At 57.2% G+C, this 24,929-nt stretch carries 19 protein-coding genes; 7 read left to right on the forward strand and 12 right to left on the reverse strand.

Annotation, left to right across the window (positions count from 1 at the left end):
- Positions 1–174: 174 nt before the first annotated feature.
- The 3 genes from GCU68_RS19270 to GCU68_RS19280 all read right to left on the reverse strand — a co-directional run bounded on the left by GCU68_RS19270 (position 175) and on the right by GCU68_RS19280 (position 4,445).
- Positions 175–2,928, reverse strand: coding sequence for a hypothetical protein (locus GCU68_RS19270; RefSeq protein WP_152944259.1), 2,754 nt, complete (start codon positions 2,926–2,928; stop codon positions 175–177).
- Between the two features lie 296 nt (positions 2,929–3,224).
- Positions 3,225–3,686 carry a universal stress protein gene (locus GCU68_RS19275; protein WP_152944260.1) on the reverse strand — a complete coding sequence of 154 codons (462 nt, stop codon included), beginning with the start codon at positions 3,684–3,686 and terminating at the stop codon, positions 3,225–3,227.
- 210 nt (positions 3,687–3,896) lie between these two features.
- The gene (locus GCU68_RS19280; RefSeq protein WP_227015102.1) at positions 3,897–4,445 is read right to left on the reverse strand and encodes a ribbon-helix-helix domain-containing protein; all 549 of its coding nucleotides are present in this window, start codon (positions 4,443–4,445) and stop codon (positions 3,897–3,899) included.
- Positions 4,446–4,636: 191 nt separating this feature from the next.
- Here GCU68_RS19280 and GCU68_RS19285 point away from each other — a divergent pair, with 191 nt between their 5' ends.
- Positions 4,637–5,395 (forward strand): alpha/beta hydrolase, encoded by a 759-nt coding sequence (locus GCU68_RS19285; protein WP_152944261.1) that lies wholly within the window; start codon positions 4,637–4,639, stop codon positions 5,393–5,395.
- Between the two features lie 73 nt (positions 5,396–5,468).
- On the opposite strand, the gene GCU68_RS19290 is transcribed toward GCU68_RS19285, so the two are convergent.
- The 3 genes from GCU68_RS19290 to tnpA form a co-directional block, all read right to left on the reverse strand.
- Positions 5,469–5,873 (reverse strand): iron-sulfur cluster assembly scaffold protein, encoded by a 405-nt coding sequence (locus GCU68_RS19290; RefSeq protein ID WP_152944262.1) that lies wholly within the window; start codon positions 5,871–5,873, stop codon positions 5,469–5,471.
- 173 nt (positions 5,874–6,046) lie between these two features.
- Positions 6,047–7,285, reverse strand: a complete 1,239-nt coding sequence (locus GCU68_RS19295) for an RNA-guided endonuclease InsQ/TnpB family protein (protein ID WP_152944263.1) — start codon at positions 7,283–7,285, stop codon at positions 6,047–6,049.
- Positions 7,282–7,671, reverse strand: coding sequence for an IS200/IS605 family transposase (gene tnpA, locus GCU68_RS19300; protein WP_152944264.1), 390 nt, complete (start codon positions 7,669–7,671; stop codon positions 7,282–7,284). The genes GCU68_RS19295 and tnpA overlap by 4 nt, the downstream gene beginning before the upstream one ends.
- Before the next feature lie 188 nt (positions 7,672–7,859).
- Here tnpA and GCU68_RS19305 point away from each other — a divergent pair, with 188 nt between their 5' ends.
- Together GCU68_RS19305 and GCU68_RS19310 are read left to right on the forward strand one after the other, a co-directional pair.
- On the forward strand, positions 7,860–8,627 hold the full coding sequence (locus GCU68_RS19305; protein WP_152944265.1) for a carbon-nitrogen hydrolase family protein: 768 nt from the start codon (positions 7,860–7,862) through the stop codon (positions 8,625–8,627).
- A 1,280-nt stretch (positions 8,628–9,907) separates the two neighbouring features.
- On the forward strand, positions 9,908–11,239 hold the full coding sequence (locus GCU68_RS19310; RefSeq protein ID WP_152944266.1) for a glycoside hydrolase family 68 protein: 1,332 nt from the start codon (positions 9,908–9,910) through the stop codon (positions 11,237–11,239).
- Positions 11,240–11,245: 6 nt separating this feature from the next.
- Here GCU68_RS19310 and GCU68_RS19315 read toward each other — a convergent pair whose 3' ends face one another.
- The 4 genes from GCU68_RS19315 to GCU68_RS19330 form a co-directional block, all read right to left on the reverse strand.
- Positions 11,246–13,405, reverse strand: a complete 2,160-nt coding sequence (locus GCU68_RS19315) for a GH32 C-terminal domain-containing protein (RefSeq protein WP_152944267.1) — start codon at positions 13,403–13,405, stop codon at positions 11,246–11,248.
- A 715-nt stretch (positions 13,406–14,120) separates the two neighbouring features.
- The gene (locus tag GCU68_RS19320; RefSeq protein ID WP_152944268.1) at positions 14,121–14,882 is read right to left on the reverse strand and encodes an IclR family transcriptional regulator; all 762 of its coding nucleotides are present in this window, start codon (positions 14,880–14,882) and stop codon (positions 14,121–14,123) included.
- Positions 14,883–15,205: 323 nt separating this feature from the next.
- Entirely contained in the window at positions 15,206–16,648 is a 1,443-nt protein-coding gene (gene xacF, locus GCU68_RS19325; protein ID WP_152944269.1) for a 2,5-dioxovalerate dehydrogenase, read from the reverse strand.
- A gap of 90 nt (positions 16,649–16,738) precedes the next feature.
- The gene (locus tag GCU68_RS19330) at positions 16,739–17,509 is read right to left on the reverse strand and encodes an IclR family transcriptional regulator (protein ID WP_161991531.1); all 771 of its coding nucleotides are present in this window, start codon (positions 17,507–17,509) and stop codon (positions 16,739–16,741) included.
- Between the two features lie 279 nt (positions 17,510–17,788).
- Between GCU68_RS19330 and GCU68_RS19335 the strand changes: the two genes are divergently transcribed.
- The 3 genes from GCU68_RS19335 to GCU68_RS19345 are packed head-to-tail and all read left to right on the forward strand — an operon-like array spanning position 17,789 to position 21,011.
- Positions 17,789–18,901: an amidohydrolase family protein gene (locus tag GCU68_RS19335; RefSeq protein WP_152944271.1), complete on the forward strand. Its 1,113-nt coding sequence runs from the start codon at positions 17,789–17,791 to the stop codon at positions 18,899–18,901.
- A gap of 5 nt (positions 18,902–18,906) precedes the next feature.
- Positions 18,907–19,371: a Rieske (2Fe-2S) protein gene (locus GCU68_RS19340; protein ID WP_152944272.1), complete on the forward strand. Its 465-nt coding sequence runs from the start codon at positions 18,907–18,909 to the stop codon at positions 19,369–19,371.
- Positions 19,368–21,011: a BCCT family transporter gene (locus GCU68_RS19345; RefSeq protein WP_152944273.1), complete on the forward strand. Its 1,644-nt coding sequence runs from the start codon at positions 19,368–19,370 to the stop codon at positions 21,009–21,011. Before GCU68_RS19340 ends, GCU68_RS19345 begins: the two co-directional genes overlap by 4 nt.
- Positions 21,012–21,116: 105 nt before the next feature.
- Here the strand turns inward: GCU68_RS19345 and GCU68_RS19350 are convergent, their stop codons facing one another.
- Both GCU68_RS19350 and GCU68_RS19355 read right to left on the reverse strand, forming a co-directional pair.
- On the reverse strand, positions 21,117–21,545 hold the full coding sequence (locus GCU68_RS19350) for a universal stress protein (RefSeq protein ID WP_152944274.1): 429 nt from the start codon (positions 21,543–21,545) through the stop codon (positions 21,117–21,119).
- Positions 21,546–21,673: 128 nt separating this feature from the next.
- Positions 21,674–22,837, reverse strand: a complete 1,164-nt coding sequence (locus GCU68_RS19355) for an MFS transporter (RefSeq protein WP_152944275.1) — start codon at positions 22,835–22,837, stop codon at positions 21,674–21,676.
- A gap of 318 nt (positions 22,838–23,155) precedes the next feature.
- Between GCU68_RS19355 and GCU68_RS19360 the strand changes: the two genes are divergently transcribed.
- Positions 23,156–24,409: a saccharopine dehydrogenase family protein gene (locus GCU68_RS19360; protein ID WP_152944276.1), complete on the forward strand. Its 1,254-nt coding sequence runs from the start codon at positions 23,156–23,158 to the stop codon at positions 24,407–24,409.
- Positions 24,410–24,929 lie beyond the last annotated feature (520 nt).

The following is a 24,929-nucleotide window of genomic DNA, read 5'->3' on the forward strand; positions in this document are numbered from 1 at the left end:
TCGTGAGAGGTTCTTGATCGTATTCATTTTCCCGATCATGGACTGTCTCTTGAGGACCTCGATATCAACTATTTACCATATACTGAATATGTATATGAAATCGATGGGTATGGAGAGTTGATTACATACCGATGATTAGCCGAACAGCCGAATCAAAGATTGCCAACGGATCCGTTAGTTGTTAATTCGTTGGTAGGTGATTGTGTTTCGCTCTCGGAACACGATCGCAACCATACCCGGGTCGCGACTTCCCTCGAGGTCAATCGTCGTGGTGTCGCCTTCGGTTACGGTTTCGTCGTCGTCCCACTCCATCGGTTCGGTGTGAATCGGTTCGACGACGACACCCAGTTCGTCGGCGTCAATTTCGTCACCACCCGCATGTTCGATGGTGAGTTCCTCCGCAGCTGCACGGTATTCGACCTCAAACTCGGCATCCGGAACGATGACGTGATTACGAATCTCTCGTGGCTCGTCGGGGACGACCCACTGAACCGAGAGTTCAGTGCCGGTATCGAACGCGCCGAGTTCGACTTCGTCGTCGGCTGTCAACGTGTCGTGTTGATCCGACGGCTGGACGGCCGTCGGCTCTCCATCGGAGAGAACCTCGAAATGCGCTGCGTCGCGGTCGATCTGCCCGCGGTAGATGGCTACAATCCCGTCTTCCCGTTCGTCGAACGTGAAGGCGAATCGGGGCTCGGGCGTGAAGTTGAAAATCGACCGATGGCTAACATAATTTTCTCCCTCCTGAATCAGCATGACGGTAATGCGGTCATCGACGCCAACGTCGTCGATGACGATCCCGTCCCCGGTGTTCAGCGTGTCGTGCTCCTGTGCGAACAGGGCTTGTCTCCGATCACCGTCGAATTGACCATCGTTCCGGTGCTCGACCGAGAGCGGCTCCGGATCAGCCGGCTGTTCGCCCGTATAAACGAGTTCGACCGCTCCCGAATCTGGATCGTACGTCGCATCGAACGACTCCCGACCGGCAGTCGTGTGTCCGAGCCGGTGCTCAGTCTCGTCGTCCACTGTCCACACGAGTTCGACCCTCGAGAACGGTTCGACGTCGATCGTCATCTCGTCACCCGGTTTGAAGGTATCGTACTCGTCGGCGGGCTGGCTGTCCGCTGGCTCATCATCGATCCGAAGCTCGAGGTCGTCCGTCTCGATTCGATCGCCGTCGACGTGGTCGACCGTAACTGTCCCATCGGCGTCGTCGTACGTGAGATCGATGCGTGTGGACGGTCGAATAACCGACTCTTCTATGACGATGGGGTCGTCCGGCTCGAGCCACTCGATGACGACGCTGGCTCCATGTTCGACATCGCCGAGGTCGATCTCGTCGCCGTTCGTGAGCGTCTCGGTAACGTCGGCGAACTGCACGTCTCCCGGTTCGTCGTCGACCAGCACGCGGAACGTGTCTGCATCCCGTTCGTGATCGTCCCAGTAGCGTGCAACGACGCTGTCGGGACGCTGAGAGAGGTGCACTCGCGGTGGTCGAACGCGGAAGCGAACGAGCGGCCGCTGGCCACGGTTCGGATTGGCTGGCGTCGACAACTCGAGTGTGATCCGGTCACCAAGGGAGACATCGTCGACTGTCATCGTCTCACCGGTCGTGAGCGATTCCGAATCGAGCTGGATCTCCTCCCGGGTCGGGGGAGACGCTTCGTTGTCGGCTTGGTGAATCAACTCGAGACGGTCCGAATCGGCCTCGAGTTCGCCGACGTAGGTGAACTCGACGGTGTCCGTGTCGACGTCATAGTCGAGTTCGAACGAATCTCGCCCGACGAGTACCGTCTCGTAGTAGTAGTACACGTCCTCGGCTTCGTCGAACCAGCGGAGGCCCACGTCGGCGATCGGGCCCGTTTCGAGTTCGAAGGTGTCCCCTTCGGAAAACGCCTCGTAGTCGTCGTCGAGTTGCTCGTCCGCCAGTTCGCCATCCATCCAGACCTCGAGGTTTGCCGTCTCGATTGACTCGCCGTCGGTGTGTTCGATCGTCACGATCCCCTCGTCGGCGTCGGCATGCGCTCGAACCCGTGCGTCGGGTGCCGCAGCTCGATCACGTTCTGGCGGCTGATCGACGACTGCTTCGACGTGGACGATGTCGTTCGAGTGATCGCGGTCGACCGTCGTCTCGACGAACTCCCCTCGTTCGATCCGCTCGAGTCGCTCGAGCAGCCACTCGTCGTCGACGTCGGCGTCCGAGGCGAGTTCGAGAACGTACTCGCTTTCGGTCGTTCCCGAGCGCACTGTCGGCGACTGTGCGAACCCGACGCCGATCGATTGGACGGTCCCGTCGAAGTCGATGTGGAGGTCATCCTCGAGGTTCGGGAGGAAAACCACGTACGCCTGCGACTCGAGGCGGTCGAAGACGTGCTCGGTTACTTCGGGGCTGACGAGAACCGAGTCAGCGTCATCCTGGGCCGACTCTGCAACCGTTTCGGCAATATCGGTCGACTCCGATCCGGAAACGACGACCAACTGTTCGTCCGCAGCGGCGAACGCATCGCCGTCGTCGAGCGTCCCAATTCGCCAGTCTCCATCCTCGTCGGCATCACCTGCGTCCGGTTGATCGAACGACCCGGTGACGGCGCTGAGTCGGACGCTGCCGTCTCCGGCGACCGCTGAGACGGCGCTGGATACCGACTCCGAGTCGACAGCCGAATCGACAGCTGAAACGTGGTCGAGGATCTGTCGTGTCTCGTACTCGAGTTCATCTTCGTCGATTTCCTCGACGTGTACGTAGTGGAGTCGTCGATATTTCGTATCGAGGGTCGATTCTGCGGGGACCAGTTCGAGGACGGTCTCGAGGTCGGACGACAGCGTCGTCTGACCATCGCCGTCAGCGTCATCCGCCGCTGCTGCGGTGTAACCGGAGAGGGCAACAGCTGCGACGGTACCGCTTCCGACGATCATTTCACGTCTTCGCATGGCTGACCGTTCTGTAGTATTACACTTTAACCTGTTGAAAATATAAACAGTGGTCTGGAATGTCACCAATAGCTGTTGCAACACCAACAACCTGAAATCACGGACGCCGATTCGGTCGTCCAGGAACCGTTGCGTTGGCGACCTACAGACACACGGCGCGTACGATCTCATGATCAGGCCGGCGGTTCGGTTCACTGCCGATCGAGCACGCGACGTTCCCTCGAGAGCGACTCGAGTCCGTCGAGGAACGATTTCACAGTGTGCTGGTTTGTAGTGTCAGCGACCACTGTGTCGCTCTAACTGCGCAGGACGGACTCGATCGCGAGCGACCTTCCAGCGCGAACGACCGTTACTGGAGCGGGTGCCTGCCGGACAACCGCTTCGGCAACGCTCCCGACGAACAGGCGGTCGAACCCCGTTCGACCGTGGCTACCGATCACGATATGATCGACGTCGTGTGCCGTTGCGTAGTCAATGATCGTCTGGACGGGCGATCCGAGTTTGAGTTTCGTCGTGAGTTCACTGCCATGTTCAGTTGCGGTTTGCCGCGCGATCTCGAACACCGTCTGTTCTACTTGCTCGAGTCGGTCGAGAAGTTCCTTCGCGTGATACATACACGTCCCGCGACACTGATAGTTCGAGATATCGACGACGTGAAGTGCCGTGATTTCTGCCTCCGGGTACGCTTCGATGGCATATTCGAGTGCACGGCTAGAGTGGGGCGACTGATCGACCGGAACGAGAATGTGCCCCTCCATGACTGATAGTAGTGCACCCACATACAAATCGGCAGTGCTCGGTCGGCACTCGACTAGATCGCTCCGTTCGAATGTGCCATACCGGGCGTGCTTGCGCTTCTGTGAGGGCGGGAGAACGGCAATCGGGGAGCAACTCGGAATACGGTCGGATGGACGTTGGTGACGGTGCCAGCAGTCCTCGGGGCAGACAGGCGAGAGTTCCGCCTCGTCTCAAATCTTTCCGATACTATCCTCGAGAAGGGACTCGAGCGTCCGAATGCGTTCTTTGAGGAACTCGACGTCGGTCTCCGCGGTCGTCTCCGTCTCTGTTTGTTCCGTTTGTGTGTCCGTCTCGTCCGGCGAACTCACTGCTCGAGACAGAATATCGTCGAACGCATCGTCTATCTCTTGTAGCTCGATGGCCAGCTGTATACCGTCACGAACGAACTCGCTCCGTGTCTGTCCTTGTTGTTCGGCGACGGAATCTGCGCCTTCGACCAGCGCTCGTGGAACGCGAACGGTGATCTTCTGTGTCTCTTGGAGATCGTAATCCGGCGGCGTCTCCGGATCGGGATACCGAGAGCCACTGAGAATAGCGGCGACCTTGTAATGGGTCGGACAGAGAACACTCGTCGGCCCGTCATCTGACTCGGGCTCGAACGAATACTTGAGGAGTGATTCCGTCGAGCCGCAAATCTCACACTCACTCCCAGCGCTCGTGGTGTGGTCTTGATCTGGGTACTCGATGTATTTTTCAGCGGTCGGTTGTTCTGATGGCATATCCGTTTACTCCACGCCCCGTTTTCTCAACCATCTCACCCGATATACATAATAGTAGTCTCTTCTCAGAACTGGTTGTGTGTTTTATATTACTACGGTGGTACTGAATAGATCCATCCATTGGGATCGCGCTGTTGTCTCAGAAGGTCAATCAGGGTAATTATTTCATCCCTCAGCACTCGTCTCTGGTCATGCGTCTGTGGAAGCAAACAGTCGTCATCGTGCTCGTGGTTTTCGTACTCGTCGTTGGCGGTGTCTCGATCTACTTTTCTATGCCGTACCACGGAACGCAAACATCGATACAGTCGGTTGAGAACAATCCAGACGTAACGATTTCGATCGAAGACGACGTAACCGTGCTTGCCCCGGAAGGCGAACCCTCGAGTGTCGGACTCGTCTTTTATCCAGGGGCACGCGTTGCGCCGGACGCCTACTACAGTTCGCTCGCCCCGCTCGTGACGGAAGCGAACGTCACGGTGTTCATCCCGGAGATGCCACTCAATATCGCGCTTCTCGACGCGGGAGCTGCCGGTGACATCCGAACACAACAGCCGACCATCCAGACGTGGTTCGTCGGCGGACACTCTCTCGGCGGTGTTGCTGCCTGTCAATACACCGAATCGAACGATGTCCACGGCCTCGTCCTGTTCGCTTCCTACTGTAATACGGATGTGAGCGACCGACCGATGACCGCCCTCAGCGTTACGGGGAGCGCCGACGGCGTTCTCGACCGTGATGCATACCGAGAGAATCAGGAGTATCTACCCCCAACCTCGGCGACCCACGAAATTCAGGGAATGAATCACACGCAGTTCGGGTCCTACCATGGCCAACGTGGCGATTCACCCGCTTCCCTGTCATACGACGAGGCACACCGCCGTCTGGCCGAAATCGTCGTTCCGTGGATCGCGGACGTCTCGGAGCGAACTCGGTCATCCTCGAGCGGATAGGCTTGAGATGGGAAGTCGGTGAACAGACTGTCGAAAACAATTTTGACCGCGCATTCGAACAGCGTGTATTTCGTTATTCCTCGTGAGTTTCGACGGCTTTGCGAAACGCCATAAGTGCCAATTCCGCGCATTTGAGACGGGACGGTGTCAGGTCCATCCCGACGAGTTCTTCGAGCGTCTCACTGTCCCACTCGAGAATGTCGGCAACGGATTCGCCGATCATTCGCTCGGTGAGCAGCGACGCTGTCGCCTGCGAGAGCGTGCAGCCTCGCCCAGTGAAGCGGACTGTTTCGACGACTGGCGGAGTATCCTCGGAGAGTGTTGCTGTAAGCGTAACCTGGTCCCCTTCAGGGTGTGTTGGGCCAACGCACTGTGGGTTATCTGTCTGCCATTCGAGGTCTGGACTCGAGAGTTCACCGTAGTGTCGAGGGTTTCGCGAGTGATCAGCCAGTAACTCCCGCACGAACGAGTTATTCATATCGTCTTCTAGCACCCGGTGGGTCAAGAAGAGACAGGATGTGGAACATCGACACGGACGATTTGATCTCGTGCCCAATACGATCTACCGAAGTTCGTTCCTTGACCTTCTCCCGCGCCTGAAGACACGGGAATCCCGCCATGGGATTTCAGGCCGAGCGCGGCCCTAAGGTTTCAAGACGCATACGTTCCACGCGTCAACTGCTGGATTTCAGCATCGGCTTGGCTGTCTTGTGGCGCGGTCAAACGCGCCCCATCCTCAGCCGAGTCATCGTCGTTCGTGTGTTCTCTAGAACGACTCTCTCCACTGAGGTAGCGGTCTGCGATGTTTGTCGCCCCGTTCACGTCCGCTTGGTACTCACCCACCCAGCAGTCGTCGTTCGTGCATTTGAACGTCGCCTGCTTCGGACGATATCCGACCTCACCGCACTCATGGCACTCTTTTGACGTGTTACGCGGATTCACCGTCTCAACGGGAATCCCCTTCTCGACTGCCTTGTACCGGATCTGGGCGTGGAGTTTGGCGAATCCCCAGCCGTGAAGACGGCGGTTCATATACTCGCCGTAGTCCATCGACTCCCGTATGTATGTCAGGTCTTCCAGAACCAGTACGGGATTCTCGACGGACTCGGCGTACTCCACGACTTCGCGGGTGACACGGTGGAACACGTCGTCTATCTGGTCCCACAAATCGTCGCCGAACAACTCAGCGATACGGTCGCTCCCGCGTTCTTGAAGCCGTCGCGTGGCGGTGAAGTAGGTCTTGCGTAGCCGACGAACGGTCTTGCCCTCGTCGGTCCACAGTTCGGGGCGGGTCGGAGAGCCGTGGTCGTCGCGGTGACACACCGTGACGAGTGACGCTTCCCCAATGTCCGCTCCGATAGGCGTCTGTTCATCGCTGGACACCTCGTGGCAATCCTCCACGTCGCGGGTCGCGGTGACGTGGAGATACCACGTTCTCTCCCGCTTGAACAGCCGACTCTCACCCATCTCGGCGTCACCAGCGTTCAACGCTTCAAGCCAATCCCGCTGTTCGGGGTTCGGCTGTGCTGGCATCCAGAGATGGTAATCCTCGTGGTGAGGGATTTTGACGTACCACTCGATAGCGTTCTCGGGGTTGTGGTCAAGCCGTAACCCTTCGTTCGTGAAGCGGACAGGGTGGTCGTCGTGAAGGTCGCCCGCGTTGTACGTCGTCGTCAACTGCGGGACGTACTTCTTGAGGGCGTTCTTCGCGTATCCCGATAGGTCGTAGTTGACCACCACGTCGTTCGCTTCGGTCTGCGTGGTACATCCGGCGTCGAAGGCGTCTTGGAGGGCGTGCCGGTACGCTTCTCGTGTCTCTCGGAGTTTTCTCCGCTTGTGGACGTTCGGGTCCACAAGTTTGAGTTCCAACGTCTTCGTGAGCTCGGTCATGAATCGCCCTCCGTATGTTCTTGAACGTAGTTCTCGATAGTCTCACTCGAAACATGCCCGGCGGTTCCTGCGTAGCATCCTCGCGCCCATCCGATTTTCTCACCCTCGTGATCGGCGTATCGGTGATTGTACTTGCGCGAGGAGATACCGTTAAACCAGTTGGCGAGTAGCGCCGGTTCGTTCGTGGGCGGGCTATTGACGAACAGGTGTACGTGGTCGGGCTGTACTGTAAGGTCGAGAATTTCGACACCTTTGTCGTCGGCGATTTCGTGGAGGATGGACCGCACACGGTCTGCGACTTCGTTGACGAGTACCGGCTGGCGGTACTTCGGCAACCACACTATGTGGTAGTTGAGATTGTAGGTCGCGTGCCGTGTGGTTCTCATCCGTATTACACACTATGGTTCGACAACTTTTTAACATATTCGGTAAAGCGTGGGAAATCCAGCAATGGCGGGACTCGTAGATTTACGCACTACTCCTATCGCTTGACCTCCGCCTGAAGACGGAGGTATGCGCTATCGGTCTTTATCAACCACGGTAGTTTATCTGGTATCTTGTGGGAAAATTGAGTATGCAACCGACAGTTGCAGTGTGTCAGTTGGCGCTCGAGGATCTCGCCGTCGACACGAATCTCGCCACTGTTCGAGAACGTGTCAACGACCTCGGCGACGACGTCGATCTCGCTGTGTTCCCCGAACATACACTAACCGGGTTCGTTGCCGATGAGCGTCTCGAAGCGGTTGCACTTCCTCGAGACGGTGCCCCGATCCGTGAACTGCAATCTCTTGCCGGACAGCGTGAAATCGCACTCGTTGTCGGCTTCGTCGAAACAACAGCCAGCGACTGCTACAATGCGACTGCATACATTGGCCCTGCTGGTGACCTCACAGTGTACCGGAAGCGTCATCTCTGGGATCGTGAGAACGACGTCCTCACTGCCGGAAACGAGTTGGTTACGGTCGAAACCCCGATCGGAAACGCGGGACTGTTGACTTGCTACGATCTCAACTTCGTCGACGACAGCGCAGCACTTGCTCGAGCGGACGTGACAGCGTTGCTCGTAGCTGGGGCGTGGCCAGGTGCATATAGCGACAACTGGCGACTCTTGCTTCGTGCACGAGCACTCGACGGTGTTCGATGGGCAATCGGGGCAAACCGAACGGGGCAACGCGATATTCCGGACTCGAAACCGGTAACGTATGCTGGCCACTCGCTGGTGGCGCGGCCGGATGGTGGCATCCATCATGCACTCGGCAGACAGGACCGAACGCTGGTGACCGATATCGATCCCAGCGTCCTTGATCATCAACGTGATCTCATTGGCGTGTTCTCCGAGTGAGGTGTCCAAGACTGAACACACAGTCGGAACTCATCTCTACAGAGATACAGCGAGAGTGCCTCGGAGTCGTACGGAAATCAAAGATTTCCGTGATGACGAGACGCCTCGCGTCTCGAACCACTTGACCCCGAGGGTGAATCGCGTAAGCTATATGATTTACCTCATCGTATTGATAAGTACAGTTGCGACGTGGGTTAAAGACCGTAATCCGAAGTAACTGCGCGCAGTTGCGAGGAAATGCGACACTTCTCAAAACCCACATCTTTGGCGTGGTGAGACGGGTATTGTCGGGCGGGGTGGAGCCGCCGACCCTCACGGACGCACCGAGCGTTCGGGTGTTAATGCCAGCCAACCCTACTCGGGAAGGTCGAGGGGAATTAAATTCGCCTGCGACGGCACGCCCCGCTTTGGGACGTGCGGTCAAAACGGTGAAGCCTCGGGGCTTGTCCCCGAGGTACTTCACGATATGTGGTGTCACTGCTCCGTCTCTCAATCCAAGCAAATCATTCCTCATCATCGCGGGACTTCGATTGATTCGAGAACATCTGTTCGAGGCGATCATCGAAGGATGGATGGTCGGTGACTACACCGATGCGGATACGCCGGTGACCGCCACAACGAATGGAGGTAACGCCGGTAGTTCTATGCGTGCCAATCTCGACACTGCTACTATGGCACATGCTCCGGAAACACCGAAACAGTACGTCTGCGAGAACTGCCAGATAACCTATGCTGGCACACCGATCCACGAGTCCGGAGGCACACACACGTTCGAGCCTCCCGAGTCGTGTGGCGTGTGCGGTGAATCCGTATTCATCGACTTAACCGATTGGATACACCACCACGAGTGAACTGATACTCGAGTTCGATACCGACCACGCACAACGGGGCCAGCGGATCGATCGAACTGAGACTGGCCCTCGTACTCGGTGTTTGTCGAGATGCTGATCACACCCGGATTCGGAGCGAACTCACCACAGTCGCCACAGTCGGCGCGGTTGCGAGAGTGCGCTGGTCGATTAACGGGGCCGCATTTCTCGGCTCTTTTTCAACGGCACTCGAGAAACGATTGCGACAGCGGTTGCTCGTGGGAGCGTCGATTCACCGTCGGCTGAGAAATCGCTGGTTCCTACGCAACAGGCTCGACTTCTGTGTAGTCTCGGTTTGCAACTCCCGTTCGTGATCGCCTGTCGACACCGGTCCAGACTAACTCGAAAACTGATTAACAACCTGTGTTGTAAATCAAAATTATTTATTCGTAATGGCCCCCACCTCGTGATATGCTCGATGAAAGATGGGCTGACCGAGACGCACGAGCGGTCCCACAGTGGACGCGCAGACAGGCTGCAGGGATCAGGCGGACCGACGAGACGGTGGCACCGATCGTCTACCCACCAGACGAACAGACCGATCGCGACTTGCACATCTGGGATACTTGGCTACTCCGGAACCGCGATGGCTCGATCGCCGAGATCGATGGCTATCGCGTCATCCTCTCACTGACCGCGCCGGCGGCGTTGCTGCCGGGGAAGCGCCACGACGTGGCGACGCTTCGATACTTCTACTCTACCGATGGCCGTGACTGGACCTGCGGCGGGCCGGTCTTCGAGGACGGAGCAGCGTTCGGCTCTCGACAGTGGGCTGGCTCCGCGCTTTACGACGACGGTCAACTCTACTTCTTCTACACCGCAGCCGGCTCACGCGGCGAGGACGAACTGACCTATACGCAACGTATCGCGGTCGGTTCCGGGGGCACGATCACGACCGACGGGGATGGACTCTCGATCACGGGTCCGTTCGATCACGAGATCCTGCTCGAGCCAGACGGCGAGCACTATGAACGCGAAGCACAGTCTCGGGGAATGATCTACACCTTCCGAGATCCGTGGTTCTTCGAGGACCCGCAAACTGGCGAGACCTGCCTGCTGTTCGAAGCCAACACGCCGATTCCGGATCCCGACCGCGAGGCCCGGTTCGACGTCGATCGCGACGCCCTCGATTTCAACGGCAGCGTCGGTGTGGCCGTGTCGCCGTCCGGTGATCCGACGGAGTGGGAACTAGACGCGCCGCTGCTCGAGGCCGTCGGAACGAACCAGGAACTCGAGCGACCGCACGTGATCGTCCAGGACGGCAGCTACTACCTGTTTATCTCCAGTCACGAGCACACGTTCGAACCCGGTCTCGAGGGGTACGATGCACTCTACGGGTTCGTTGCCGACTCGCTTCGTGGCGAGTACACCCCGCTGAACGGCTCGGGGCTCGTCGTTACCAATCCGGCCGATGCTCCCTTCCAGACGTACTCGTGGCTCGCGTATCCGCACCGCGAGGAGATCCTCGTCAGCAGCTTTTTCAACTACTACGATCTGCAGGGCCTGTCGCTCGACGACGTCGCTCACCTGCCGCCAGCGGAGCAGCAGCGACGCTTCGGCGGGACGCTCGCCCCGACGCTTCGGTTGACTGCTAATAGCGACGAGACACGGCTTCTCGGAGCGCTCGAGCACGGTCATCTTCCACTCCCTGACGAAGACTTGCCACGACTGTTGGCGGAGTACGTAGCCGATACAAATGATCGCACGAAAACCACATACGGCGACGGGGACGCGCGTCGCTAAGTCGCGTTACTCCGGATTTGGCCAAGCGCTGCCGAGTTGCCAGATATCCAGCGCTTCGAGTGTGACTGTGCCGCCTGCTGCGTACAGTGACACACCGTTGCTGTCTTCACGAGTCGGGTAGATCCGGGTGGTGAGACAGTGCCGGTCGTTGGCAAAGAGTTCGAGGACGGAACCGTCGAGGAACAGCCGAAGTGAGAGCGAGTCGTCCACCGGCGTGACGGGCATCGACACCGGTTCGTCCGAGACTCGAGAGTCGACACTCGAGGCGGCTCGATCGACGACGACGTTGCTCTCGCGGGTGTATCTGATCAGGGTCTCTTCTTCCTCGTCGGGTGACTGTCGAACGACCAGCCCGAACTCGTCGGCGTCGTCGATCCGAACCTCTGCACGCATCTCGAGTGCGCGTCCGGTAACGGGGAGCGATCGGTGCTCGTCGGTGAGCGTCGCCGTCTCTTCGTGAACGTGTGCCTCTCGCAGCGCGGTCAGTTCGGGGGCAGGCCGCTGGCGGAGTCGACCGCCGGCGTCGAGATCGACCAACCGGGGGAGCGACAGCGTCCCCGACCAGCCTGCATCCCACTGGGCACTCGCATCCCGCTCCGGTTTCACCCAGCCCCACATCAGCCACCGGCCGTCGTCGTCACGAAGCGACTGTGGCGCGTAGAACGATCCGTGGTCGAGCAGTCCGGTCCGATCGACGTCGAACGCACCATCGTCGGCGTCGTAGCCACCGAGGTAGTAGCGGACTGCCTCATAGTTCGAGATGTGCAAAAGCTGGCGCTCGCCGAAATCGAGGAGTTCCGGACACTCCCACATATGGCCGTCGCGTTCGGGGTTGCCGACGAGAATCGGTCCCTGATACTCCCAGTCAGTCAGTTCGTCGCCGTCGCTCGTATACAGCAGCGCCGTCCCGCCACCGTCTTCGATCCCGGAGCCGATCAGGTGGTGCCACGTTCCATCGTCGGCCTGCCAGACGCTGTGATCCCGGAACTCCGCACGCCAGTGCTCGGTCGATCGCAGTGGCGGCTCCTCGGGAAGCGTGTCGATGATCGGATTTTCATCCGACTTCTCCCAGACGGACAAGTCGTCGTCGGTCGCCGTCCCGAGACAGGGGAGTTGCAAGTCACCGCGACCACCGGTGTAGAGGATCAGTGGCGTCCCATCGACGTCGACGGCACAGCCGGACCAGCAGCCGTCCCGATCGGGACCGTCCGGTGAGGGTGTCAGTGCAACTGGTCGGTCTTCCCACGTCACGAGGTCGTCGCTGACGGCGTGGCCCCAGTGGATCGTTCCGTGGTAGGGTCCGCCCGGATTGTACTGGTAGAAGACGTGATACTCGTCGTTCCACTGGATCACGCCGTTTGGGTCGTTGAGCCAGTTCGCCGGCGGCGAGAGGTGATACTGCGGCCGGTGGTGATCGTCGGCCAGTGCAGCTCGGCGGCGTGAGAGTGCGGTTGCGTCTTCCGGTCGCCCGTCTGTGAGTCGCTGGTCGTCGGCCGAAAGCACGCCAAGGAGGTTCTCGAGGAGTCGCCTTCGATTCGCTGCCGTTTCGTCGGTCGTCGGCCCCTCGAACTGCACTGCCGTGCCGAGGCCGGCGACGTCGCCAGCACCCATCTGCCACCCCACGAGCGCGACCTCGTGCGGGGCCTCACGGTCCTCGCGCAGCGTACTCGAAAGCGGCACGCCGCGTTCGGGTAGAATCGCCTCGTATCGCGCGGACGGTTGCGGACCGTCAGGCACCCGCGTCGGAACCCGAAGCCCGTTCAAATCGGCGAAAACAGGCTGTTCGTCGTACGCCGCCTGGACGAGCAGCCCTGTCGTCGTTGTCGGATCTTCGACGGTGGATACGTCCGGGGCGACGGGATCGATTCCGAGCGTCGAGACGGCCTCGAGCGCCCGAAGCGAGAGCAAGAGGCCGTTTCCACCACGGAGATAGGTATCGAACGCCTCTCGGCAGTCGGACAGCTTGGCAACGGACTCGAGCGACTCGGTCCGGTGCCACCAGCAGACGTCGTACGCCTCGAGCGCTTCAGCTCCTGCTGCGATGTCGGCGAGTGACACCGGCTCAGCGTCGATGCCCGTCGCTTCACACCACTCGAGTGCTGCTTGCTGTTCCGGCGACAACTCGTCGTCAAATAGAAATCCGACACGGTTCGCAGATGAAGTCATCTATACGCAGTCCAACGCCCGACCGTTATAGAACTGCCGCCACTCTTTGGGCGGTGTTCAAAGTAGGTTAACGGAATGAGACGTGGAATTTTCAACCGGCCTCTTGTCGAATTCACGTACCTCCAACACTCACATCGTCAACCCAATCTCCTTTTACAGAGTGGTGGAAACTTTATAGAAGTTTATATATCGGCGCCAATTCTGATTATCAAAATACTATCTAGATGTCCAAAAACGAGGGTAAGCGACTGTCTGTCACGATCCAGAAAGCCGATTTACACTTCGATTCTAGTCAGCGTTCGGGGGACGTCACAGTTGGTGAAGCCTCAATCCGACTCGACGGCGAGCAGTGTTGTTGGCGGCCATAATCGATCTTCTGTCGAATAAATCTCTTTTATAACGGTCTAAGTGATCAGAATCAACGGTAAAGGCTGCTTTTTTGAAAAATACGTAATGGCTATCACGACGCCAGATCTCACATTGGTGGCACCAAATTTGGAATAATAGTTGTGAACGGCACGATCCTAACTTCAGATACAAATATCATGAGAAATACACTATTGTTGTAATCAATGCTATATTTGGCTACATACCAACAACATTTAAATTGGAGTTGTAGTTAACAACTATTGTTAGGTTTATTAACCACTTGCAAAAGGTTACGTTTGATCAATAGCGTGTGATAAGCGAAGCGAGATATACGGTAGGATCTTCGTCAGTAGTCATGAAGATTCACTTCAATTCTATTTTTCGTCGCTTGTAACTGATCAGGAAGGGTTTCTCGGTACCAGGTTCCAGTCATGTCGGCTGCAGGGCCCGAGAGACTGACGGCGCCGACTACTGTCTCATCAGGACCAAATACTGGAACGCCAACACACCGAAGTCCACGACCGTACTCTTCTTCATCGAACGCGACACCGTGCTTGCGAACTTGGTTGAGCTCGTCAAGCAGTTCGTCTCTTTCGGTGATCGTTTGTTCCGTGTACTCGACGAGTTCAATCGAGTCGAAGAGTTCCTCAAATCGGTCCGACGAGACGTGAGCGAGAATTGACTTTCCAGTGGCGGTACAGTGCAAGTCGTGGATCTCTCCTGCTTGCGTCGAAAATCGGATGCTATCGCTCCCTCGAGATCGGTACAGATAGACGCCTTTTTGCTGTTCTTCGACGGCGAGATTACCCACCAACTCCGTACCCCGGACGAGAGTTTCGATCTGTGGTCGTGCAGTTTCGAATAAGTCCGTTCGCATCCGAGTCGTTTCGCCGATGCGAAGAAATCGAAGTCCAAGACGATATCGACCGTCCTCGTTTACGACGTACCCTCTTTCCCGGAGCGTCGTCAGATGATTGTGGGCAGTACTCTTCGAAACGTCGACAGCGTTGGCAATCTCGGTTACACCTGCCTCACCGTTCACTTCGAGATACTCTACCAGCGATAGAAGCGTTTCGACCGTTCCGATGGGGGCGTTCGTGCGATTCATATTGGAGATAGTTTCGCTAGTAGTACTTGTAGTTGATCCCGAATACGTGTTCTGCCAGACAGAACGCTTAGCTCACTTTACCTCTCTTACAGGGAATTTGAGCGTATCGAGTTCTCCTCGAGTCTCGATCTACGATCGAATTTTACAGCGGTATGTGTGTAATTACATGCACTGATTCAGTGGTGCTGTCTCTATTCGTTCTGTCCCATAGAACGATTGTTCTACAGACCGGTGCGCGGATAGCTGTCGATACTCCCTGTGAAAATCGCCTTCGAAGAAAAAACTGATTCAACAGTCGCTCGAACGACGCCACTTCTCGTTCGTCAGTAGTTGAGGTACACCGTCTTCGTCGTCGTGTAGAAGTCGAGCCCGGCGTCTCCCTGCTCCCGCCACGTTTCGCTGGAGGAGCGTTTCGTGCCGCCAAACGGGACGTGCAGTTCCAGACCAGTGGTCTTCTCGTTGATCTTCACGACGCCGGCTTCGACTTTATCGATGAAACGGTTGGCCTCCGAGAGATTTTCCGTGATGACGCTCGCGGCGAGCCCGTACTGACTGTCGTTCGCGATGACGACTGCCTCCTTGAAATCAGAGACAGGAATAACCGCAACGACCGGACCGAATATCTCCTCCCGGGCGATCCGCATCTCCGACTCGACGTCACTGAATACGGTCGGTTCGACGTAGTGGCCGTCACCGTCGACAGTAGGGACATCACCGCCCGCTTCAAGTGTTGCGCCCTCTTCTTTCCCGATCTCGATGTAGTCGAGCGTACTCTCGAGTTCAGACGCCGAAACCTGTGGGCCCATCTCGGCCTCGAGGCCAGGGCCGATTTCGATATCGTTCGCGTAGTCAGCGAGTCGCTCAACGAACTCATCGTAGATCGATTCGTGGACGATGGCTCGAGAGGTCGCGGTACAGGCCTGACCGGTGACGCCGAACGCACCGGCGCCGACGATGTCGACGGCCTCGTCGATGTCTGCGCTTGGCATCACAACGGCTGGATTCTTCCCGCCCATCTCTAACTGGATTCGAGCCCCTGTTTCGGCAGCCGACTCCCGGACGAGCTCTCCGACTGCCGAACTTCCGGTGAACGAAATCGCGTCGACCGCCTCGTGAGACGTGATCGTCGATCCGACTTCGCTTCCGGAGCCGGTCACGACGTTGAGGACGCCGTCAGGAAGCCCAGCCTCGTCAAGACAGTCGGCGAGTTCGTGAGCGACGGTCGGGGCTTGGGACGCCGGCTTGAGTACGACGGTGTTGCCGGCTGCCAGTGCCGGTACCACCTTCCACGTCGGGATGGCGATCGGGTAGTTCCACGGTGTGATGAGTCCGACGACTCCGACGGGTTCCATCACGGTTCGGAGACGACTGTTCTGATCGCTCGATGCCTTCGCATCGCCTGCGAGATCACTGGCTTTCTCGGCGTAGTAATAGAGAATGTCGACGGCACGCTGGACTTCGCCGGTCGCTTCTGCGAGTGTCTTTCCTTCTTCGAGCGTCAGTGTCTTCGCGACATCCTCGGCGCGATCTTCGAGCAATCCGGCAGCACGGCGAAGTACGGCACCGCGCTCTGGCCCGGGCGTTTCTGCCCACGCATCCTGCGCACCGACAGCCGCCTGAATTGCTCGCTCGGCGTCGGCTCCGGTTGCCTTCGGGAATTGCGCGACGACCGATCCGTCGGCCGGATTGGTTACCGAAAACGTCTCTTCAGAGTCCGATTCGATCCACTCTCCATTACAGTAGTTCTTGCGCTGTTGGACTGCCATCTATGTGTATAATCGCTAGTTCCATCATAAATAGATTCCCCCTCTAACCGAAGTGATCGAGACCGTGTTACGAAACGATACACGCGTACGTCATCTGGCGCTGTAGTTCAGCTCGATTATATTGGTCGTGGACAGGAGTTTGTTCCGGAGTTCCTCCTCGACGTCGGATTCCTGAAGTCGCTGCACAGGACCGGTGACGCTGAGGCCGCCCAGCACAGTCCCGGTTGAGTCCTCGATAACGGTCGATATCGTCGTCATCCCTGTTCTGTACTCCTCGCGGTCGAACGAGACGCCGTTCTTTCGGATTTCCTCGAGTTCATCTTTGAGTTCGTCTCGATCGGTGATCGTGTTTTCCGTGCGGGCAGGCATCCCATGTCTGTCGAGTATTTCAGTCACTCGTTCGGCCGGGTACTCCGCGAGGATCGCTTTGCCGACGGCCGAGGAGTGCATATGAAAGTGCGTCCCGTCGGTAAAATCGTACGAAATGCTTTGCTCGCCTTGGACGACGTCGAGTGCGACGCACAGGCCGTTTTGTTCGACCGACAGCGTAACGAGTTCGCTACTGGATTGCTCAGCGAGACGATTCACTTCCGGCTTCGCGACGTTGTACAGAGCCACATTGTCGCGGACACGTCCACCGAGTTCCATGTACCGGAGACTCAGTTCGTACGCGCCACGGTCATTTTGGATCACGTATCCCAGCTGACGGAGCGTACTCAGGTAGTCGTGAACGACGCTCCGTGGTCTGTCGATCTCCTCAGCCAGCGTTGTCACGTTGCTCTCGCCGGCGCTCTCGAGCGCCGTCATGATATCGTCCATCGTCAACAGCGCCTTGATCGGCCGATTCGCTTCGTCATCCATAGAATGGTAATCAGTGGCATCACATATATACATTCGGAATTGTCGAATCTGTTGCTCCAGTAAATCACGTACGGCCCGAGATCCTCCACGCTGATCGTGAATACCAGAAGTAATATCGAATGTCGGTTCGACAATCCCGAACGAATTACCCCTCGTTTAAATTGCGCTCGAGATCGGATTCAGCCGAATACGGGCTATTGAAGCGTTCTACGAACGATTCAGTTAGCTCGAGTACAATAACCTTTATATGGGGTTGTTATTGTATATCTATGTGGATCTATGGCACAAGATACGCAGGGGACGAGAACGGACCGTCGCTCCGAGTCGGAGCTGACGTTGGTTGACGCGGACATACACCAGCGATGGGCGGATGACGAAGCAATCGCTCAGTACCTACCTGAGCGATACAAGGATGACGGCCTAGTGCTTCCGGAACTTCTGTACCGGAATCCTGGCGAGTTCCTCCGGCAGGACGAACAGACGGACGACGGTAACAAACCGGGATCTGATCTCCAGAAAATCGTCGATGACCACCTGGAAAAACACGACATCGACTACGCGGTATTAACCGGAAACTCGTGGTTCAACCTCGCAGCGCTTCCACACCGCGATTACGCCAACGAATTGGCGCGGGCGTACAACGAGTGGCTGGTCAACGACGTTCTCCCGGTCGACGATCGGTTTCTCGGATCGCTGTACGTTGCGCCGAAAGCGCCAGAGAAAGCCGCAGACCTCATCCGTGAGTACGGCGATCATCCGCAAATCCGTCAGGTGTTGCTCCCCGGTGGTGCTGAAGTTCCTTACGGTCGACCTCAGTACTGGCCGATGTACGAGGCTGCCGAAGAAAAGAACCTCGCGATGGCGATCCATCCGTTCTCGGAGGGGCACGGAACGAGCAATCCGCCGACCGGTGCCGGCCATCCGAACAGTTACATCGAGTGGCATACGCTTCTCGGTGCGTACTACATGGGGCAGCTCGCATCGATCGTCACCGAAGGAGTCCTCGTCGAGTATCCCGATCTCCGCTGGGCGTTCATCGAAGGCGGCTACGGGTGGCTCCCCCACTTCATGTGGCGGCTCGATAAAAACTGGAAAGGGCTGCGGTCGCAGGTGCCGTGGCTCGAAGAGAAACCGAGCCACTACATTCGAAACAACGTCTGGTTCGCGAGTCAACCCGTCGAGGAACCCGAACGACCGGAGTTCCACGACCAAATCCTGAAGATGATGCACGCGGATGAGATGCTCGTCTACGCGTCGGATTATCCACACTGGGATGGCGACGATCCGACGTGGGGGCTGCCGCCGATGGATGACGACATGGAGCGAGCAATCAAACACGAGAATGCAGCCGAGCTGTGGGATCTGCCCACGGACGGCAGTAAACTGGAGTAACTCCGATGACCAAAAAACGATTCGAGATCTGTCCGGCCGACGAATTCGACGCTGGTGAGCGACGTATCGTCACCTTGGACGGATTCTCGGTTGGAATCTTTAACGTCGACGGGGAGTACTACGCGATGAAAAACGACTGTCCACACCAGCGCGCACCGCTCAGTGAGGGCAAACTCGGTGGCACCACGGAATCTGACAGCCCCGGTGAGTACGATTGGGTTCGGCCGGGACAGGTCGTTCGCTGTCCGTGGCACGGGTGGGAGTTCGACGTCACGACGGGAGAGTCGGTTTTCAATCCTCACGAGGTGAAAGCCAAGACCTTCGAGGCTCGAGTCGAGCCGGCCAAAGACGGTGAAACAGCTTCTGATGGCGGCTGTGAGGGTTGTGAGGCCACTCTCGAGGGAGACGAGCCGCCCGTGGAGACGTACGACGTGGAGGTCGAACAGGGGATAGTGGTGGTGTACCTATGAGTACTGATCCCAAGAGCGGTATCGCTGCTTTCCGCGACGAGATCGATCCGTTCGTTTTCCTCGGCGGAGCGATCGTCACCATTCTCGCGATCGGATACATCGCTGCCCGTCCAGATGTCGCAGGAGAGTTCCTCACGAGCGCGAATAATTTCCTCTGGAGTGAGCTCGGTTGGGTGTTCCTCTGGGCGATGTTTCTCGCCGTCGCGTTCTGCCTGTGGCTGTTGGTCGGGCCGTGGGGCAAGATCAAGTTAGGCGGTCCCGACGAGGAACCGGAATTTTCGTACTTTTCGTTCCTCGCGATGTTGTTCTCTGCGGGGCTCTCGACTGGGTTGGTCTTCTACGGCCCGGCGGAAGCGCTGTTTCATTACTCTTCGGGCCTGCCGTTTTTCGGTTCCGAGGCTGAGAGTGCTGCCATCGTTCCCGACGCAATTCAGTATACGATGCTCCACTGGGGTATCTCCCCGTGGTCGGCATACCTGATCGTCGGCGTGACGATTTCCTACTACGTCCACCGCAAGGGGGCTCCGATCAAACCGTCGACCGTATTCGCGCCCTTCATCGGCGTTGAGAACCTGGATAAGAACTGGGTGAAACCGCTTGACCTCCTGATGGTCGTCGTCTCAGTGGGCGGCGTCGCTGTCTCACTCGGGTTCGTCGTCACCCAGTTTCTCGGCGGGGTCGCCTACAACTACGGCGCCGAGGTCGGCGATCTCGGGACGATACTTGTGACCGTCGGCCTCACAGTTGGATTCACCGCTTCCGCAGCCCTGGGTGTCAAACGCGGCATTCGTCGTATTTCGACGTTCAATATGTATCTTTTCTTGTTCCTTCTCCTGGTCGCGTTCGTGTTCGGCCCGACGGCGTTCTTGCTCAATGCGGGTACGGAGGCACTCGGCGGATACGTTAACAATTTCATCGGTATGAGCCTCTACGCGAACGCAGCGAACGGTGTTGAGTGGGTCGGTGGCTGGACGATCTTCTACTGGGCTTGGTGGTTCTCGTTCGCGCCTATGATCGGCATCTTCATTGCCCGCATCTGCCGCGGTCGAACCATTCGTCAGGTCGTCTTCGCGGGAATCATCGGAACCACCGCAGCCTCGTTCCCCTGGTTCATTGTCATGGGTGGATCATCGCTGTGGGTTCAGACGAGCGGCTCCGCTGATTTGCTTACCATCGTGTTCGAACAAGGTCGCGAAGTCGTTGCCTTCCCGCTGTTCGAGACGCTCATGCCCTTCGGTGGCGTGTTCGCCGTCGCCTATCTGGTGCTTGTGCTCACGTTCCTCATCACGACCGTCGACTCGACGACACTGAGCCTCGCGATGTTCACTACCGACGGGAGTGAGCATCCCTCGACGATCAACCGTGTCACTTGGGGCGGGCTCGTGGGACTACTCTCCTCCCTGTTGCTCATCACCGGTGGTCTCGCCACGCTCCAGAACTTTGTCGTCCTCCTCGGGTTCCCCATCGCGTTCGTCATCGGGCTGTGTGTCGTTGGACTTACCATCGAATTCGAGCAGACGAACCCGGTCTTGTTGACCGAACGCTACAGCAAAGACGACCGTGAGGATACGGATCAGCAGACGGTTGCAGGTTACCTCTCAAAGCGACGTCCCAGTTGGATGGGAGGGGCCGACGACTAAGCTACGTTTCCGCTCGCTCAGCAGTTCTCTGATCTATTTCGTCGACACTCTGTGGGAGGGGAACTGTTTTAAAAGGCGTCTGCCGAAAGATGCGTTATCAGTCGCTCACTCGAGCCCGACGCTAACGATTGGCGCAGGCGAGTCGAAGATCACTTTTTGCGTTACGCTTCCGAACAGCGCTTTTCCGGTCGGCGACCGTTGCCGTCCACCGATGACGACGTAGCGTGCATCCTGCTTCTCAGCGTACGCCGTGATCTCGGTTGCGGGATCTCCGACACGCACTGATACCGTCGGGTCCGGTAACGTCGACTCTCCTAACGCTCGGGACACGATGGACTCTCCGATCTGTTGAGCCTCATAGTTCTCGATCGGGTCCTGTCCCTTGACGTCTTTCTCGAGGACGTCGACGAGTTCCGAACGCTTGAGGACGTGAACTGCATGCAGTTCCTCCTCGAGGTCGGCTGCGAGCGTCTGCGCTTCTTCGAGAACGGTCGCTGCTCCCTCCGAATCGTCGATTGCGGCTACAATCGCCATACTGTAATAATGTAATCGGGCTACAAAGCTATTCCGAGAGTAGCAAATCATCGAGAAGTGATCAGTCGCCTCTCCAAACGGAGATGGTACACCCGCCATGGAGCACAGCCGTTTAATCGCGATTCCGGTCAGTGGCGTGCGATCCAGAGCAACGCCAGCGCGGTGAGAATAAAAAAGAGCAACAGACTAGCAAACGAGTCCGTGTACCCGAATCGCGTGGCGACAGTGCCAACGTATGCTGGACCGAGACTACCGATGGCGAAGTAGACTGCACGGAGTGCTCCGAGGTCGGTACCCATCGTCTGCTTGGCCAGTGTCTCGACCAAGTAGACGTACATGATCGGCCAAATCGTTGTCAATCCCACAGCGAAGATGAACAACCCGACGCCGAGTCCAATGAGAGACTCTGCGCCAATCAGCACGACGAGACCGACGATTCCGAACCCCGTTGCACCGAGTCCGAGGTTGACGGGTTTTCGCCGCTCGCAAAGCACACCGGCTACCGGCGTGACGAGCATTCCGATGACAAACATACTGGCGAACGCAACCGTCGCCTCGAACGTTGTAAACGACTTTTCAACACGAAGAAACGTCGGCAGAAAACTCGCACTGCCTTGCCAGATGAAGTTGAAAACGGCCAGTACGAACAGGTTCGCATACGTCTTTCGGGATCGGAACAATCGAGCACAGACTGACGGGATGTTGAGCGCCACTCTCGAGACAGCATACGACTCACGGTTGAGTCGATGGCTGCTGACAGCTACAGCCCCGAGTAACACGACGACTGGCAAGAACGCGTTACGCCACGCGGCAGCACCAACGACAGTGATTGCTAGTACCGCCGAGAGTGCACTCCCCAAGTTGGCAGCCGCATCTCTAATGCCAAATGCGTGACCACGGTTCTCCTCGAAGAGGTCCCGAATGAGTACGATTCCTGCTGGTTCGAACATTCCGTAGCCAAACCCGATGAAGCCGAGACCAGCAATGAAGATCCAAAACGCACTCGAGAACATCAGCAAGAGGAATCCAACGATCATCAATCCTTGACTGGCGAGCAATACCACACTTGATGTAAGTCGCTCGGAGTAGCGACCTCCTGGATACTGCGCGAGAGCGTTACACGCCCACATGAAGGAGATCGATCCCCCGGCTACGGCCGGAGTGATGTCGAACTCATCGATAATCTCTGGTAACATCGGAGCGATAACGAGGACGCCGGCGAGAGAAACGGTGATTCCGAGCGCATGTACGTTCAGCTGTCTGTCACGATAGTCGTGAAACGCTTTCAGCATCTATATCCTACTTAGATCTGGAATTATAGTGCTTCGTTGCAGCACGCTGCACGTATCGGCTGGGATTTCGGGCAGTGTTCGTGTCAACGACTGCTCGTTCCGCCGGAAAACTATCCGTCGTGACGGAGGCGAGAAAGATCCCTCGAGTGGTGGACGTAGAGCTCTCACTCCACGTGAAACTGGTCTGTCCATTGGTATTTTGTCAGACTCGGCTTCGATAAATAGCTCTTTCGCTGATAATGATCCGGAGTTGCCGCCGTCTCCTCCAAGAACGACCCCTGGTTTTAAGTTATTGCAGATTGGTCTTCTAGTCGGTATATGAGTAGCAAGACTGTCGTACTAGGTGGATCTGGTGCGATGACATCGGGATGTGTCTACGACCTCCATCAGACAAGTGACTTCGACGAGATCGTAGTGGCAGACGCTGATGAAGACAACGCGCGTCGTCTCGTCGAGCTCGTTGATGATGACCGATTTCGATTCGAGCCCGTCGATGCGACTGACACGGATGATCTCGTAAGAGTTCTCGAAGGAGCAGAGTACGTAGTTAATGGCTTGCCGTATCCATTCGAGGAGAACGTTCTCGATGCGATGCAGGAAGTCGGTGACCTCACGGGTGTCGATCTGAACGCGTTTGACTTCGACGAGGTACTCGATCGATCCGAGGAGTTCGCCGAGGCAGGGAACGCGCTCTGGTTTGCCAACGGTGGCCTCGTGAGCACCATCGCACTTGGGATGGTTGCCTGTGAGCAGTTCGATGACGTTGAAGACGTCAATTTCTACTGGGGAATGTGGCGTCTCCTCACACAGACGACGCCTGGCCTTACGGATACAGTCACCTACGAACACAATCCGGACGTTGACGAGCGGGCGAAGTGGGAAGACGGCGAGGTCATCAATGATCTCCCGGCGTTCAGCGAACAGCGGACGTTCGAGTTCCCGGACCCGATTGGGGAAGAAGAGACGTACGTCATCTCCCATCCTGAACCGATCACGTTCCCGAAGTCTCCGGTCGCGCAAGAGAAAAACGCCGATCGTATTATTACGCGGGGAGCATGGCATGACGAGTGGAAGCGCTACGAGCGGACACTTCACGCAGCAAATGCTTTCGAGACCGACTCTCTCGAGGTTGATGGAACAGAAGTCGATCCAGTTGAAGTGATGCAAGAGCAAGTAAAAAGCCAGGGTCTGGAGCTCGAAACGCAGTGGAAGCCGCCCGCGGAGCTATCATCGGAGACAGAGTGGACGCCCCAGACGATCCTCTCGGCTGAAGTAACTGGTACAGCCGACGGACAAAACGGCCGTGCCGTCTTCCACTTCGAGCAACCGTTCCCGTTTTTCGACGGCAACGATATCACGCTGATGCGTGAGTACGGCTGTTACGTCGGTGTTCCACTGTCCGTAACGCTCCAACTCATGGCTGACGGCGATATCGACGAGGACGGAATCTTCATTACCGAAACGAGCGGGCTCGATGCGGACCGATACTTCGAGGAGATGGAAGCTCGAGGATTCGAGCTTACCGCCGAGCAGACGCCGAACAGAACGATTCCGGCGCAAAATCAGGATTAGTCGCTGCGAAAAGCGGTCGCTACGGCTGGATACGCTCCCGTCGTGCCAGCGGTGGTTAGCGACGCATCGAGACAGTCCGATTTCAGCCGCTGGCCGCATTCGGCGTCTCGAGACAGCAGACGAACGTGGCCGGGGCTTATAACTGGTTACGTGTTTCAAAGCGACTGTGGTCGAGAACAGAGCGCCAATACTCGAACTTGAAACGACTGGTTTTACTGACAACTGAACCATTGTAGAACGAGAATAATAATAATGTCGTCAGTTTTAGCAAAGATGAGTATTGTGTATTCTACACATAATTGCTGGCAAAGTATCTATTTTCGATGCCACGCTCCATGAACAACGAACCCAATTTAGCCACCACCGTACCGCACCGAAAAATGCGATCCGTCCGAGATCGAATCCTCCACTAGTAGCTACCGTATTTGACCGCTGACTCTCGATAGGTCCGAATCACCAACTTGACTTTGGCGAGCGGATTGCGATCAAATGGTACGTTCACCTGTTCAAAATCCGCTCG

Source organism: Natronorubrum aibiense (assembly GCF_009392895.1).
Taxonomy (GTDB): domain Archaea; phylum Halobacteriota; class Halobacteria; order Halobacteriales; family Natrialbaceae; genus Natronorubrum; species Natronorubrum aibiense.